Source organism: Actinoplanes sp. URMC 104 (genome assembly GCF_051386375.1).
Lineage (GTDB): Bacteria > Actinomycetota > Actinomycetes > Mycobacteriales > Micromonosporaceae > Actinoplanes.
Genome location: NZ_JBPQTO010000006.1, coordinates 142,560 through 156,583, shown reverse-complemented (window position 1 = coordinate 156,583; position 14,024 = coordinate 142,560). Strand labels below are relative to the sequence as shown.

19 protein-coding genes are annotated in these 14,024 nt (G+C 71.7%); 4 read left to right on the top strand and 15 right to left on the bottom strand.

Annotation, left to right across the window (positions count from 1 at the left end; translation table 11 throughout):
* Positions 1-5 precede the first annotated feature (5 nt).
* From ACSNN8_RS21325 to ACSNN8_RS21275, 11 genes are all read right to left on the bottom strand, one after another.
* A complete protein-coding gene (locus tag ACSNN8_RS21325; RefSeq protein ID WP_436651044.1) occupies positions 6-188 on the bottom strand; it encodes a hypothetical protein in 183 nt (60 codons plus the stop codon).
* Positions 189-196: 8 nt separating this feature from the next.
* A complete protein-coding gene (locus tag ACSNN8_RS21320; RefSeq protein ID WP_436651043.1) occupies positions 197-709 on the bottom strand; it encodes a hypothetical protein in 513 nt (170 codons plus the stop codon).
* The gene (locus ACSNN8_RS21315; protein ID WP_436651042.1) at positions 706-1,908 is read right to left on the bottom strand and encodes a recombination directionality factor; all 1,203 of its coding nucleotides are present in this window, start codon (positions 1,906-1,908) and stop codon (positions 706-708) included. Before ACSNN8_RS21315 ends, ACSNN8_RS21320 begins: the two co-directional genes overlap by 4 nt.
* Positions 1,909-1,918: 10 nt before the next feature.
* Positions 1,919-2,929, bottom strand: coding sequence for a hypothetical protein (locus ACSNN8_RS21310; protein WP_436651041.1), 1,011 nt, complete (start codon positions 2,927-2,929; stop codon positions 1,919-1,921).
* A gap of 56 nt (positions 2,930-2,985) precedes the next feature.
* Positions 2,986-3,231, bottom strand: a complete 246-nt coding sequence (locus tag ACSNN8_RS21305; RefSeq protein WP_436651040.1) for a hypothetical protein — start codon at positions 3,229-3,231, stop codon at positions 2,986-2,988.
* The gene (locus tag ACSNN8_RS21300; protein ID WP_436651039.1) at positions 3,228-4,031 is read right to left on the bottom strand and encodes a hypothetical protein; all 804 of its coding nucleotides are present in this window, start codon (positions 4,029-4,031) and stop codon (positions 3,228-3,230) included. The genes ACSNN8_RS21305 and ACSNN8_RS21300 overlap by 4 nt, the downstream gene beginning before the upstream one ends.
* On the bottom strand, positions 4,028-4,267 hold the full coding sequence (locus ACSNN8_RS21295) for a hypothetical protein (protein ID WP_436651038.1): 240 nt from the start codon (positions 4,265-4,267) through the stop codon (positions 4,028-4,030). The genes ACSNN8_RS21300 and ACSNN8_RS21295 overlap by 4 nt, the downstream gene beginning before the upstream one ends.
* Positions 4,264-5,259 carry a hypothetical protein gene (locus ACSNN8_RS21290; RefSeq protein WP_436651037.1) on the bottom strand — a complete coding sequence of 332 codons (996 nt, stop codon included), beginning with the start codon at positions 5,257-5,259 and terminating at the stop codon, positions 4,264-4,266. The genes ACSNN8_RS21295 and ACSNN8_RS21290 overlap by 4 nt, the downstream gene beginning before the upstream one ends.
* Positions 5,256-5,480, bottom strand: a complete 225-nt coding sequence (locus ACSNN8_RS21285) for a hypothetical protein (protein ID WP_436651036.1) — start codon at positions 5,478-5,480, stop codon at positions 5,256-5,258. Before ACSNN8_RS21285 ends, ACSNN8_RS21290 begins: the two co-directional genes overlap by 4 nt.
* 78 nt (positions 5,481-5,558) lie before the next feature.
* The gene (locus ACSNN8_RS21280; protein WP_436651035.1) at positions 5,559-5,915 is read right to left on the bottom strand and encodes a hypothetical protein; all 357 of its coding nucleotides are present in this window, start codon (positions 5,913-5,915) and stop codon (positions 5,559-5,561) included.
* Entirely contained in the window at positions 5,912-6,151 is a 240-nt protein-coding gene (locus ACSNN8_RS21275; protein WP_436651034.1) for a helix-turn-helix domain-containing protein, read from the bottom strand. The genes ACSNN8_RS21280 and ACSNN8_RS21275 overlap by 4 nt, the downstream gene beginning before the upstream one ends.
* Positions 6,152-6,317: 166 nt before the next feature.
* Between ACSNN8_RS21275 and ACSNN8_RS21270 the strand changes: the two genes are divergently transcribed.
* Positions 6,318-6,794 (top strand): hypothetical protein, encoded by a 477-nt coding sequence (locus ACSNN8_RS21270; RefSeq protein ID WP_436651033.1) that lies wholly within the window; start codon positions 6,318-6,320, stop codon positions 6,792-6,794.
* Here the strand turns inward: ACSNN8_RS21270 and ACSNN8_RS21265 are convergent.
* A complete protein-coding gene (locus ACSNN8_RS21265) occupies positions 6,769-8,091 on the bottom strand; it encodes a tyrosine-type recombinase/integrase (RefSeq protein ID WP_436651032.1) in 1,323 nt (440 codons plus the stop codon). The genes ACSNN8_RS21270 and ACSNN8_RS21265 overlap by 26 nt on opposite strands.
* Positions 8,092-8,180: 89 nt before the next feature.
* Complete coding sequence (locus ACSNN8_RS21260; RefSeq protein WP_436651031.1) at positions 8,181-9,050, bottom strand: molybdopterin-dependent oxidoreductase; 870 nt, start codon at positions 9,048-9,050, stop codon at positions 8,181-8,183.
* 48 nt (positions 9,051-9,098) lie between these two features.
* Here ACSNN8_RS21260 and ACSNN8_RS21255 point away from each other — a divergent pair, with 48 nt between their 5' ends.
* Entirely contained in the window at positions 9,099-10,241 is a 1,143-nt protein-coding gene (locus ACSNN8_RS21255; protein ID WP_436651030.1) for an LLM class flavin-dependent oxidoreductase, read from the top strand.
* Here ACSNN8_RS21255 and ACSNN8_RS21250 read toward each other — a convergent pair.
* Positions 10,190-12,265 carry an MMPL family transporter gene (locus tag ACSNN8_RS21250; protein WP_436651029.1) on the bottom strand — a complete coding sequence of 692 codons (2,076 nt, stop codon included), beginning with the start codon at positions 12,263-12,265 and terminating at the stop codon, positions 10,190-10,192. The two genes, ACSNN8_RS21255 and ACSNN8_RS21250, sit on opposite strands and share 52 nt — an antisense overlap.
* A 7-nt stretch (positions 12,266-12,272) precedes the next feature.
* On the opposite strand from ACSNN8_RS21250, the gene ACSNN8_RS21245 reads away from it, so the two are divergent.
* Positions 12,273-12,764 (top strand): MarR family winged helix-turn-helix transcriptional regulator, encoded by a 492-nt coding sequence (locus tag ACSNN8_RS21245; RefSeq protein ID WP_436651028.1) that lies wholly within the window; start codon positions 12,273-12,275, stop codon positions 12,762-12,764.
* A 47-nt stretch (positions 12,765-12,811) separates the two neighbouring features.
* Here ACSNN8_RS21245 and ACSNN8_RS21240 read toward each other — a convergent pair whose 3' ends face one another.
* Complete coding sequence (locus ACSNN8_RS21240; RefSeq protein WP_436651027.1) at positions 12,812-13,003, bottom strand: hypothetical protein; 192 nt, start codon at positions 13,001-13,003, stop codon at positions 12,812-12,814.
* A 137-nt stretch (positions 13,004-13,140) separates the two neighbouring features.
* On the opposite strand from ACSNN8_RS21240, the gene ACSNN8_RS21235 reads away from it, so the two are divergent.
* On the top strand, positions 13,141-13,980 hold the full coding sequence (locus tag ACSNN8_RS21235; RefSeq protein WP_436651026.1) for a tetratricopeptide repeat protein: 840 nt from the start codon (positions 13,141-13,143) through the stop codon (positions 13,978-13,980).
* The last annotated feature ends 44 nt before the right edge of the window (positions 13,981-14,024 follow it).

Here is a 14,024-nt window from a genome sequence, read left to right as displayed (position 1 = left end):
CGGATTCATGCGGCGACCTGTCGGCCGATCGCGGGCGCCGCGGCGACGAGTTCGCCGCGGGAGGTGGCGGACACCGGCGGGCCGACGATCGTGGCCTGCAGTCCGTCGGCGATCCGCGGCGGCTCGGCACGGGCCCCGTTGACCGACCGCGCACCGCACAGTCCGGCGTTCTCGGTCGGCCACTCCACTCGCAGAGTCAACGAGAGCACGGCTCACCGCCGAGGTCGGTGATGACCACCGTCAGGCCGCCGTACGGCGACGCCAGCGCCCGCTGCTCCCGCTCATTAAGGTCGGCCAGAACGTCCCGCCACAGCCGGCCGATCGCCAGCGACGTCGACTCCAGGAACTGTGGCGTGTCGTCGGGGATGAGCGCCCAGCCCGGTGCCGACGCACCCGTCGGCCGCTTCGCGGTAGGCCCTTGCACGAACGGCGGCCCCCACGCATCCACCACCGGCTTCGCCGTCTCGGAGTAGTTGAGGGCGTCGCGGCGCTGCCGGTCCGGGAAATGGAACGTGAACTCCAACCGCACCCGGGCGAGACCCTTGGGCAGACGGTGGTGCTGCGCGGCGATGTAGCCGGCAGTACGCCACTGCGCCCGGTTCGCCGACGTGGCCCGCGGACCCTTCTTGTGCGAGTCGTTCGTGGACCACAGCGGCGCGGGTGCCGGGATCAGCAGGGCCCAGGTGCGGGTGACGGTCACGGCGGTCACCGCGCACCGCCGTCGGTGACCCCGCCGAGGTAGCTTTCGGCGCGGCGGGCGTGCTCGAGGAAGGCGGCCAGATCGCTTGCATCTGCCTCGTCGCAGGACTTGTTGAGGTTGATCTGCACCTTGCGTTCGAGTGCCTCGGCGGACCAGCCGCGCTCGCCGGCGAACGTGAGGATCTGCGCCCACACGGCATCGTCCTCGGGTATCACCTCGGCGTCGACCACCTTGTCGACTGGCGGCACGGCCGCGGGCGGGGCTGGGGCGGGCTGCGCAGCAGGCTTCGCCGACGCGAACGTCGCGGCGCGCTCGGTCAGCTTGGCCTTCAGCTCGTCGGTGAGGCTGCCGTCGGTCTTGGCGTCGTCCCACACCTGCCGCACCTGCACCACGGTCGCGGCGTCGTCGGCCTGCGCGAGGTAGTCGTCCTGCGTGAAATTGCGGCGCTGCGACTCCACCTTGGCGGCCTCGATGGCGTGGCGGTGCTCGTTGGCGCCGGCCAGCGCGGTGCGGGCGGCCGTGCCGAGCTCACCGCCGAATGCCTGCGCCGGGGTGACCCACTCGAAGTGCAGCACCGGCACCGTGAACACCCGCGACTCGATCGCCGCGTCACCGGACTTGGCCGGGTCGAACAGCTTCTTCTCCCGCACCTCCACCGCCAGCCGGGCCGGGATCGGCTGCGGCGCCGACTCGATCGCCGCCGCGAGCATCGGCAGTTCCGCGGCGGCGTTCCAGCCCTTCGACTCAAGCTTCCAAGTTCCTAGCGACGGGATGTCCGCAAGCATCAGCGACATGCGCGTGGTCGGCTTGCACACGTCCCGCTGCCCAAACGGTCGGCCAGCAAGGTGCGCAGCGGCGCACAGGCACGGCCTTTGCCGCATCAGCTCGGTCTCGCCGTCGCATAGCCGGTCACGAAACCCGTTACCCCAGTGCTCCAGGTTCGGGTCGATCTTCTGCGGCGGCACCATCACCGCGACGTCGTTGACGCCGGTGACAACCTCGAACTGCGGGCCCGTGTTGGTGCCCCACGGCTTCACCTGCCCGCCGTACGCGGCGGCGACCGCGTCAATAAGCTGCTTCGACGGGGACGTGAACCGCAACGTTTCGAGTTTGGCGGGGTAGTTCTTGCCGTTCTTGCTGACGCGCTGCTCACCGAGACGGATGACACCGACCTGGGTGAGCCGCTGCTGCAAAGTCTTGATCGCCATGGGTGTCTCCTCAGGCTGCGGTGGAAGTGGTTGGGGAGCCGGTGGCCTGGTCTTTCGCGGCCTTACGGGCGCGGGCGGCCAGCGTCTCCGGGAGCACGAAGGTGCGAGACGAGATAGCGGCGGGGCCGTCTTCGATCAGCCAGCGGTACAGGTCGAGCGCGTTCAGGAACCCGCGCTCGTAGGTGCCCTGGTTGCAGACGACCGGCCGGACGGCGTAGCCCTCGGGGCGCAGCTGCACGATGATGCCGCCGTCGGTGCGGATCATCGGCACCTCAACGTCGGAGTTCTTCATCCGGATCACCGGGAAGTGCCGGTAGCCGGCCAGCTGCAGCGCGTTCTCCGGGTAGAACTGCGGGTCGTCCGCCTCGCGGGTCTTGTAGTCGAGTAGCGAGTCGATGGTCAGCTTGCGCTTCTGCGCCTGCTTCCAGGTGACCGGGTTGCCGGCGTGGGTCAGCACACGGGAGATCAGCTTCGCGGCCTTCTCGGTGCGCTCGGCGTGGACGCGGACCACCCCGTCGGTCTGCCCGGCGGCGCCGATGTCGCGGTGCACCAGCAGCGCCTCGGCCAGCAGGAAGTCGTCGGGGAGCAGGCCGTAGTCGGCGATGAACTCCTCGAACGACGTCACGTAGGGCGCTATGTCGCCGTCGTGCGGTTTGATCTCACCGTGATAGGACCACCATTCGGCGACGTCGTGGAAGCGCTGCCCCTCCTCGGCGCGGCGGGCGGACTCCCGCTGGTGCCGGTCGGCCAGCCATTTCTGCACGCACCGCCGGCACACCCGGCACGGGCACTTCCCGCAACTCTCGTCGGCCTCATGCCGGCAGCGCGACCAGGTGTTGTCACACGGCTTGCGCCGCGACGCCGAGTTCAGCAGCGGCAGGTCCGCGAAGGCCTGCTCCGCGGTGAGCATCGCCGCCCACGGGATGAGGCCTCGCTTGGCGATGGCGTTCAATGCGGTGGTAACGGACATGAGCCGCTGGTCGTCGATGATGTACCAGCGACCGTCGCCACTCTCCTCCACCGCATGGAACGCGAACTCTCGGGTCAGGACGGCTCCAGGCCCCTCAACGATCGGCATCACAGGTTTCGGGTCCTCTCCACGTTGTAGTCGTGGCCGGCGAAGCAGTTGTCACATTTGGGCACGTCGCCGTGCTGGCCGCAGATCACGCAGAAGCCGGCCGGTGACAGGTCGTGGCGCTGCGCGTGCGTGTGCCAAGAGGCGGCGGGGCTGTGCGCATCGAACACCTCGAGCGCGGTCACGTCGGCGGAGGAGACGCGGCTGCCGTCGTCGAGCAGCGAAACGGCGTGCGAGGCGGCGGTCATGCCGGCACCGCACCGAAGTCGGTGAGGCAGCCGCAGCCGCCCCAATCGTCACGGTCGATCAACGCGCTCGGCCCAGTGCGGTCCTCGTCCTCGATGCGCTGCCGAAACGCTGTCAACGGCAGCGGTTTGGATGAGCCGCCGACACGGGTCCGTAGGATTGCCACGTCCGCCTCGAGGTGCTCACGCATCCGCCGCTCGTGGGCCTCCTTCGCGGCGAACCGCTCCGGGAATTTGCGGTACAGATTCAGCCACTGCGCCTGCCCGCCGCGCACGCATGCCCCACCACAGTTGTTGTGCGGGAAGCCGAGCTGGTTGAGACGGGGTGGGTTAATACCTCGACGACGCAACTCGTCGTCGATCTGGTGTTTGTCGACGTACGGCGCGCGGGTCAGCGGCATGTCGACCTGCCAGGGTGCCCAGCCAGCGATGATGCCGGGGAGCCGTTCCATCTCGGACCAGTCGATGCCGACGTACAGGAGGGTGTCGGCCGGGTCGCAGGTGGCCTCCAGCCACTCCCGACAGGGCTTGATTTTCAGTTCGAGGGAGCATTGCGCGATCTTCGAGTTGGACAGCCAGCGGCGATCCATGTCGACTTGCTCGGGGGTGCGTCCATCGCACACTCGGGTTACGGGGACACCGATGTCGGCGGCGGCTTCCCGCAGGAAACGCGGGTGGTCATCGTCCTCGGCCAAGGTGTCGGCGAACAGCAGAACCATGTCGTCGGTGCCGTGCTGGTCGGCGACGCGTCGGGCGGTCGCCCAGCTTCCGCGTCCGCCGGAGAACTGCACTACGTGCTTCACGACGTAGTCCCAGCCCTTCGTTGAACGCCCCGGTCGTACGCCGCCCGCACCACCGCCCAGGCCCGCCGCCGGCGGCTGCGCTGAACCGCACCCGTGACGGCCAACACCAGCGGGCCGCACACCACGAGCAGGCCACAGTTGAGCAACACGATCGCCGCGCATCGCTGCTCGCAGGCGCGCAAGTTGTCCACCACCTGCTGCACCTGGTCGGCGTTCAGGTCAGCGTGGCCGCTCATGCCGTCACCTGGTTCGCGTCATGCGCCCGCAGGTAGGCCGCCTGATAGGTGGCGTTAGCCTGGACGCACGCCCGGTCGGGCTGCTCACCGCGGCGCTTGTGCCGCGCGTACGCCGCGCGAGTTCCGCACGGCGCAACCGCACGCTGTTTCGGCCGGTCGCGCTCGTCGAGCCGGTTGATTAGGCCGGCGTCGAACGCGCGGCGCATCCGCTCACTGATTACATATCCGGGTGTGCGGAGCCGGGCGGTCAGCTCTCCACGAGACTGTCCCTGTGCCTCGAGCGTGCGGACGTTGTTCAGCCACGCCCGCAGCCGCTCCTGGCCGTCGCCGCCGGTGGTGGCGGGCAGCTGCGCCGGGTCGTCGATGTTGTCGTCGTCCCACGCCATCGGCGGCGGCCAGCCGTGGTGCTCGGCCCGCAGCCGCGCCACGGTCGCGTATCGGCCGGGCGGGGCCGGCGTCGTCCACAGCCGGTCGTACAGCGTTCGCACCGTCGCGGCGGTCGCGGCCGACACCCGCGGTCGGCGCATCACCTCCCGCAACGACCCTGGCGCCTTGCCCGCCAGCTGCTCCTGCCGCGTGATCGGCCAGCCGATCGCGCACAACGCCTGAATCCGGCGCACCGTGCCGATGCTGTCCACCCGCGGCGCCGACGCCGCAGCGGCAGACACACCGAGGGCGAGAATCCGCTCGGCGGTCGCCTGCCGCACGTGCCCGCCGGGCCGGTCCTTGGTCCAGCCGCATAGCAGGCTCACCGACCCCCGGGAAACACCGGCGAGCTGCTCGATCCGCCTGGCTGACACACCGGCCGCAGCGAGCTTCTCGACGTGCTCGCGGACCGGGCCGGCCTCGACGTACGGTTGCCACTGCCCGTACGCCTGCTTCTGGTATCGGCGACGCGCGTAGTCGGCGTTCGCGGCGCGGCAGACGGTGCACCGGCAGCCCTGCTTGTAGCGCGCGTAGTTGTGCAGTCGGGTATCCGCGGCGCTGCTCACGCGGTCACCGACTGCTCGAAGGCGCAGCCGGGGCAGCCCTCGACGGTGAGCCGCCGGTGCACGTTGCGGTGTGCCACCCGGTCCACGGTGCTGACCCAGTAGCCGGCGGTTTCCCGGTCGGTGCCGGTCAGCCGGGCGAAGTACGACACCGTGCCGTCGGCGTCAACCGCGGGGCAGGGGTTGGTCGACCGATCAGCGACGACCATCATGTCCGCCGACATGAGTTACCTCCTGAACGTTGCGATGCGGCGCGATGAAGCAGGACGTGCCGCCGGCGGCGAAGCAGCGGGCAGCGCCGCTCACGCTGAGCGTCTCGTCGCCCGGTTCGCGGCACGCAGCGATTGCGCCCGCGCCACGGACAGTTCGTCGTCGTCGACGACGCCGACGCCGGTCGGGACGGGCGCGGCCGTGGAGTAGTGCTGCAGCATCGCGGCGACCTGCAGCGGGGTCATGCCGCGGAAGTCGCCGTAGTGCACATGCGCCAGGCGCCCGGCGCGGCAGTCCTTGACGAGGCTGCTTTCGGCGAAGCCGGTGCGCTGCGACACCTCGGTCAGGCTGTATGCCCGGTCCTGGTGGGTGCTGCCGATCGGCAGTCCGGTGAGCACGGCGCGGAACAGGTCGCTGACTACCGCCAGGTCGAGTTGCTCGCGCATCACGCGGCCGCCCGTACCCGGCGCTGCGCTGCGGCGGTGAGCATGGTGTGCCGCTGATCGGCGGCGACGCCCAGGGCGTCGCAGATGCTGGCGAACTTCTCCGGGCTCACCCGGTCGCGTTCGCCACGTTCGATGTGGCTGACGTAGGAGACGTGGATGCCGCAGCGAGCTGCGAAGCCAGCCATGGTCTGGCCGCTGAGCTGGCGCCGGATGCGCAGCTTCGCGCCGTCGATCTCCACGCCTGTCGGGACTGTGGCGGTATTCCTCAGCATGCCAGAACTCTACCGACCTAGACCGACCTAGACCATACGCAGACGGTGTTCTGGCATAGTGATAACTTGAGCAAGGCCAACATAGATCAAACTAGACTGGCCACGACGGACAGAGGCTGCCATCATGAGTGCCGTGAGCCCCGCCGACACCACCGACATCGACCAACGCCGCCGACTGGCCGCCGCCGTCCGCGCCCGACGCCTCGAACTCGGCATCAGCGTCCGCGCCGCCGCAACCCAGACCGCCATCGCCCGCGATACCTGGATCGGCCTCGAAGAAGCCACCCGCCGCACCGCCAAAACGGCCTACGCCACCATCGAACGCACCCTGCAATGGGCACCCGGCAGCATCTACGCCATCCTCGACGGCGGCGACGCCCAACCCCTCAGCCCAACCGCCTCCGCCACCGGTGAAAGCTCGACCGCCCTCGCGACCTCCCCGGCGCCCGAGCCCCCACACCCCGCCGACACCGCCCTCATCCGGGTCATGCGCAACCCCGACCTCACCGACCAACAGAAAGCCCGCATCATCCGCGCCGTCATCGCCGAACAGCAACGGTTCGCCGACCAGCGCGCCGAGGAACTCATCCGCCAGGTCCTCGAGCAGTAGCCGGCGGTAGCAGCAGCTGCGCCACCGCCTCCAGCTCGGCGGCCTCACCGAGGTCCCACAGATGCGCATACACCGTCATGGTGGTGGTGAAGTTCGCGTGCCCCAGCCGCACCTGCACCTTCTTCGGCGACAGCTTCGCATTGATCAAAGCGGAGGCGTGGGTATGCCGCAGATCGTGTGGCCGCGGCCGGCGGTGCAGCCGGGTCGGGCAGGCGCACGTGGACACGTCGTGCGCCTTCCACGTCGGCCGCCGCCCGCGGCCCTGGTACGCCGGCAGCGGCGGCGGATGCTCCGGGCAGCGCTGCGCCGCCGCCACCGCGGGCCACCAATAGCCCTTGCGGAAGTTGTCCTCGGTCCACAACCCGCCCCACGGGTTCGGGAACACCCAATCGCGGGGCCGGCGCCCCGCCAACCGCTGCCGCAACAGCACCGCCGTGGCATCGTCGACCGGGATCGCCCGAACCCCGGCCGCCGACTTCGGCGCCCCGATCGTCCCGTCGTCCTTAAGCGTCTGCCGCACCTGCACAACCGTCTGCGCGCCGGCGCTAGTGACGTGCTGCGCCTGAAGCGCGAGCAGCTCCCCGAGCCGCATCCCGGTCGCCAACGCCACCTTCACCAGATCGGTGATCCGCGGATCGCAGTGCGACAGGATCAGCTCGATCTCGTGCGGATGCAGAAACATGCCCTCGAACCGCTCACGCTTCGGCAACCCGTGCGGGTTCTTCCGCGCCCCGTCCGGGCGGGCCGCCGGGTTCACCGGGATCCACTTCGGTACCGCCCCGCCCAGGCAGGCGTGCAGGATCCGGTACGTCTTCCCGATCGTCGTCGGCGACAGCAGCTGGTTCGCCAGGGTGTTGCGGTTGCGGTTGCCGCGGGTGGTGCGCCGCCCCGACACCCAGCCCGCCCAGTCCTTGACCGCGGCGGCGTCGATGTCGCTCAGCGGCAGATGCCCGAGCCGCGGCACCACCCGGGTGGTCAACTCCCACCGGTAGTTGCGGATGGTCTGCGCCTCGATGTCGCGGGCCTGCTCCCGCTCGCGCAGCCACATCTCCACCCAGGCACGAAACGTCGGCACCACCTCGGCAACGTCCGGGTCCTCACCGAGGATCGCCGCATAACACTCCGCGCGGGTGATGTTGTGCCCGCGGGCCTCGACGAGCTGCTTCGCCGCCCGGGCGAGCTCGACGCGCGCACCGGCCGGGCCGCGGAAGGTGCAGGACTGCCGGGAGCCGTCGCGGGCGCCGCCGAGCCTCCAGTTGACGCGCACCGACTCGCCGCGGTGTTCCAAGGTGGCCATAGCAGTCGACGGTAACGTCCGCCGTGCCCCCATGGGGTCACCGATTTGGTCGTCTACGGTATGTGCTTGGTCGAGTTTGGTCGGCTCAGCTACGCGCTGAGCTGCAGGTTCCCGCGCGCATGCTGGTCAGGACGAAGCAGGAATGGGAACTGCGTGTTCCACGGCGAGAACAGCGGCTCGTCGGAGACCTCGATGCTGCCGACCCACTTGATCGACGAGATACCGATCCAGGACGGGACCACCAGGCGTACGGGGAAGCCGTGATCGGCCGGCAGCGGGGAGCCGTTCATCTCGTACGCCAGCAGGACGTCGTCCAGGGCCTTGCGCACGGGCATCGGCCGCCGCACCGGGCCGAGGTCGACGCCGCCGGTCACGTAGTTCGGGTCGAGGCCGGCGGCCTGCACGTCGACGGCGCGCGACGTGAGCCCGGCCAGCCGCAGGACGGTCGACAGGCGTACGCCCCGCCAGCGGGCCACGCCGACCCCGCCCAGGCCCCACGCCGTACCGGAGACGGTCTGGCCCTGCTGCGAGGTGAAGTAGCTGCGGCCGTTCCCGGCGCACTCCACGGTCACCGACCGGCTCACCGGCGGAAGGCGTTTCAGGTCGCGCAACGAGAACGAGACCGGCCCGCCGCGCAGGCCCGCGCCCGAGACGGTGAGCCGCCACGAGTCGCCGTCGATGGTGGGCGTGCTGGTGTGGTTGCGCACGAAGAAGCGGTCGATCGGCACGTGGTAGCCCACGTCCCGCAGCGACGACCACAGCGTCTCGGCGTTGGTGCCGAGCACCTTGAACAGCTCGGGCGGCAGCGGCTTGACGATCGGTGATGCGGCCGCCGCGGGCAGCGCGGGCGCGACGGCCCCGAGGGCGGCCAGCTTGAGCAGATCGCGGCGGGAGAACCCGCGTGCCCGCCCGGACAGCCACTGGCGGAGCCGCCGCTCGTCGTATGCAACCTCGTCCATGTCCGGGGAGCCTACCGATTGAGTAGGAGATATGGGTAGGGTGCGGGCATGGACTTTCACTGGTTTCTGCCCACCAACGGCGACAGCCGCGACATCGTGGGTGGCGGCCACGGCACCCCGGTCGGATCGGCGGGGGGCGTACGCCCGCTGACCGTCGGCTACCTGGGCCAGATCGCCCGCAGCGCCGAGCAGCTCGGCTTCGTCGGCGCGCTCACGCCGACCGGCGCCTGGTGCGAGGACGCGTGGCTCAGCACGGCGATGCTCACCGAGGTCACCGAGCGGCTCAAGTTCCTGGTCGCGTTCCGGCCGGGCGTGATCTCGCCGACCCTCGCGGCGCAGATGGCGTCGACGTTCCAGCGGCTGTCCGGCGGCCGGCTGCTGCTCAACGTCGTCACCGGCGGCGAGTCGCACGAGCAGCGCCAGTACGGCGACTTCCTCGACAAGGACGCGCGCTACGCCCGTACGGCCGAGTTCCTGAGCATCGTGCGCGCGCTGTTCCGGGGTGAGACCGTCACGCACGAGGGCGAGCACCTGCACGTCGAGGGCGCACGGCTGGCCAAGGTGCCCGACCCGGCGCCCGCGATCTACTTCGGCGGCTCCTCCAAGGCGGCCGGTCCGGTGGCGGCCGACCACGCCGACGTGTATCTGACCTGGGGCGAGCCGCCCGCCCAGGTGGCCAGGAAGCTCGACTGGATCCGTTCGCTCAAGCCGGACATGCGGTTCGGCATCCGGCTGCACGTCATCACCCGTGACACCGCCGAGCAGGCGTGGGCCGAGGCCGACCGGCTGCTGCGCGGGGTCTCCGAGGCCGACATCGCCGCGGTGCAGGCGGGGCTGAACCGCAGCGAGTCCGAGGGGCAGCGCCGCATGCTCGAGCTGCACGGCGGCAACCGCGACGGGCTGGTCGTCGCGCCCAACCTGTGGGCGGGCGTCGGGCTGGTTCGCGGCGGCGCCGGCACCGCGCTGGTGGGCAGCCATCAGGAGGTCGCCGACCGGATCCAGGAGTACGCGGCGCTGGGCATCGACGAGTTCATCCTGTCCGGCTACCCGCACCTGGAGGAGGCGTACTGGTTCGGCGAGGGCGTGCTGCCCGAGCTGGCCCGCCGCGGCGTGTGGCAGCACCCGGCGGGCCCGGGCGTTCAGGCGACGTCGGCGGTGCCCTTCGCCGGGGTGCCCATCGGCGCGCGCTGAGGGCGCGACGGCCACCAGAACCGGTCCCCGCACATCGTCGCCAGGGCGGGGACCAGCACCGTACGGACCAGGAGCGTGTCGAGCAGCACGCCGATGCCCACGATGACGCCGATCTGCGTCAGCGTGATCACCGGCAGCACGCCGAGCACCGCGAACACGGCCGCCAGCAGGATGCCCGCGCTCGTGATGACCCCGCCGGTCACCGCGAGCGCGTGCACCACCGCGTCGCGGGTGCCGCGCACCGGCGTCTCCTCGCGGGCGCGGGTCACCAGGAAGATGTTGTAGTCCACGCCGAGCGCCACCAGGAACAGGAACGACAGCAGCGGCACGCCGGTGTCCAGCGCCGGGTAGTCCAGGACGTGCCGGAACAGCCACGACCCGGCGCCCAGCGCGGCCGCGAAGCTGGCGATGACCGTGGCGAGCAGCAGGGCCGGCGCGACCAGCGCCCGCAGCAGCCCGATCAGCACGAGCAGCACGACGATCAGGATCGCCGGGACGATGACGCTCAGGTCGCGGCGGGCGGCGTCGCGGTCGTCCAGGCTCGCCGCCACGCTGCCGCCGACGAGCGCCTGCTCCGGGTGCACCCGCTCGCGCAGCGCGCGGATGGTGTCGTACGCCTCCCCGGTGTCCGGCGCCGCCTCCAGGACCGCGCTGATGCTCGCCAGGTCGCCGGCCCGCTCGCCGATCCGTGCCGAGGCCACGCCGGGCGTCCTCGTGACCAGCGCCAGCACCTCCTCGGCCCGCTGCGGCGTGGTCATCACGGTCGCCGGGTCGGTGGCGCCCGCGGGGAAGTACCGGCTGACCGTCTCGAGGCCGTCGACCGACTCCGCCTCCACCCGGAACTGGTCGGCCTGCGCCAGCCCCAGCCGGGTGCCGGCCAGCCCGCTGCCCAGCGCCGCCAGCACGACCACCGCCGCGACCGCCACGATCGCCGGGCGGCGCGACACGGCCCGGCCGATGCGCGCCCACGCGCCGGTCTCGGCCTCGACGCCGGCCCGGCCGACTTGCGGCACGAACGGCCAGAACAGCCCGCGGCCGCAGACCAGCAGCGCCGGCGGCAGCACGAGCAGCGCGAAGACGGCGGCGATCGCGATGCCGGCCGCCCCGGCGACGCCGAGCGCCACGTTCTTGCCCAGGCTCGCGAGCAGCAGCGTCAGCAGGCTCAGCACGACGGTGCCCGAGCTGGCGAGCACGGCCGGGCCCGCGCCCCGCAGTGCCCGGCGCATGGCCGCGAACCGGTCGGAGTGCCGGTGCAGCTCCTCCCGGTAGCGGCTGATGATCAGCAGGGCGTAGTTGGTGCCGGCGCCGAACACCAGCACGGTGATGATGCCGTTGGTGGAGGCGTCGATGGCCAGCCCGCTGTGCCGCGACAGGATCGCGACGACCGCGCCGCTGAGCCGGTCGGCCAGGCCGACGACCGCGAGCGGCACCAGCCAGAGGATCGGGCTGCGATAGGTGACCAGCAGCAGCAGCGCGACGACCACGACGGTGACGACGAGCAGGCGGGTGTTGGCGCCCGAGAAGCTGTCGGCCAGGTCGGCGGTGAAGCCCGCGCCGCCGGTGACCTGCGCGGTGATGCCCGGGGGTGTCCGGTCGCGCACCTGGGTGCGCAGCTCGGTGACCGCGTCGACGATCTGCTCGGCCGACGCGCCCGCCGGGTAGGGCTTCGACACGATCGCCGCGTCCCTGCCGGGGGCGACGATCGGCGTGCCGAAGCCGCCGATCGCGCTCAGCTCGCCGGCGGTCAGCGGCGTCCCGTCGTCCTTGGCGAACACGATCAGGGCCGGGTTGACCTGCCCCTGCGGGAGGCGGCGCTCCAGCTCGGCGACGCGAGTCGACTCCGCCGCGCTGGGCAGCGAGGCCGTCGGGTCGTTCGTGGTCTCGAGCGGGCCCGCGAAGGCCAGCACGCCCCCGCCGATCAGCACCGCGATGATCAGGGTGAGCCAGGCGCGCCGCGTGATCCCTCCGCAGGCGAGAATCTCGATAATCGAGATTCTTACCCACGGCGGGCGGGTCTGCAACACTGGCGCTGTGGAAGAACGGGACGACCTGCGCGCGGACGTGGTGGATCTGCTGCGCCTCTACAGCATCGAGGCCCAGCACGTCGCGCACGCGTTCGCCGGCCGGGCGGGGCTGCATTTCACCGACCTGCAGGCGCTGATCGCCGTGATGCACGCCGAGCGGCGCGGCGACCCGCTCACCCCCGGACGGCTCGGCGAGGCCCTCGGGCTCTCCTCCGGCGCGACGACCGCCGTGATCGACCGCCTGGAGCGGGCCGGGCACCTCAGGCGTACGCGGGAGAGCGCCGACCGCCGCGTGGTGCACCTGCGCTACGGCGAGCCCGGGATGGAGCTCGCGGTCGCGTTCTTCGCCCCGCTGGGCGCGCGCAGCCACGCCGTCATGGACGGGTTCAGCCGCGCGGAGCTCGAGTCCGTACGCCGGTTCCTGAGCGGGATGCTCGGTGCGATCACGGAGCACCACCGTGAGCTCCGCACCCGAACTCCCACCCAGGGATCCTCCTGACGCCGGCTGCCCGGGCCGATCGTTGAGGCCGTGCCGCCCCGCCGCGGTCAGACGGTGACGTCGAACAGCGCGGCGCGGTGCAGGTTGAGCACCCGGCGGCTGTCCTGCACGGCGGCGCGGTCGGCGGCGATGACCTGGTCGTCGGCGCCGGCGACGAAGTCGGTGCGCAGCCGCTGCACGTCCGCGCGCAGGTGCACCAGGCTGATGTGGCCGACCCAGCTGCCCGTTCCGATCGTCATGGCACTGTCCTTTCCTTGCTCTCCGTTCGCAACCGTCCACGATCGGCACCGCTACCCGGCGGGTTGAGGTTTTCCGACAACCGACAAGCACCCGGGGAGTACCGCGATCCGCGCCCGGCCGGACCGATCACCCTGGCGTGCAGACCGAACTCCTCCTCGACCGTGCCGGCGACCTGCTCTCCAGCGGCCGCGCCGGACAGGCCGTGACCCTGCTGGCCCCCGTCGTCGGCGCCGACCCCGGCAACGGCGTCGCGTGGCTCCTGCTGGCCCGCGCGCGCATGGCGCTCGGCTCGTTCGCCGAGGCCCTGGAGGCCGCCCGGACCGCGCTGACCCTGCAGCCGCGGGGCATCGAGGAGCTGTACTGGGTGAGCGCCGCCTACACCGCGCTGGGCCGCCACGACCTCGCCGTCACCGCCGCGCACGCCGCCACCGACGAGGACCCGGGCAACCCGCGCCTCGCCGAGCGGCACGGCCGGGCGCTGCTCGCCGCCGGGCGCACCGCCGAGGCGCTGCTCGTGCTCGAGGCCGCCGCCGAGATCGCGCACTACGACGCCGACATCCAGGTCGCGTACGGGATGGCGCTGTTCGCCGCCGGCCGCCCGCTGAGCGCCCGCGAGTCCTACGCGCGCGCCGTACGGCTGCAGCCCGGCCACCCCCGCGCGCTGGCCGAGCTGCGCCGCCTCGCCGCCGCCGAGCAGCACATCCGCGACGCCGACTCGCTGGTGCACGTCACCGACCGGTTCGCCGAGTCGCTGCGCGTGCCCGCCGGGGGCGTACGCCGGGAGGCCTCCGCCACCCGCTCCGCGCTCGGTCACCTGGCCGCGGTCGCGTTCGGGGTGTGCCTGGTCGCGCTGGTCGCGCTCGCCGTGCTCATCCGGGTGGCCGGCGTCGACGTGCCGACCCCCCTGCTGGCAGGCGTCTTCTGCGCCACCGGCGCCGCCGCCTGCCTCACCGCGAGCGCCCGCCTGCGCCGCTAGGGGCGCCCGCCTCGCCGGCCCGCCTGTCTCACCGCGACCGTCTG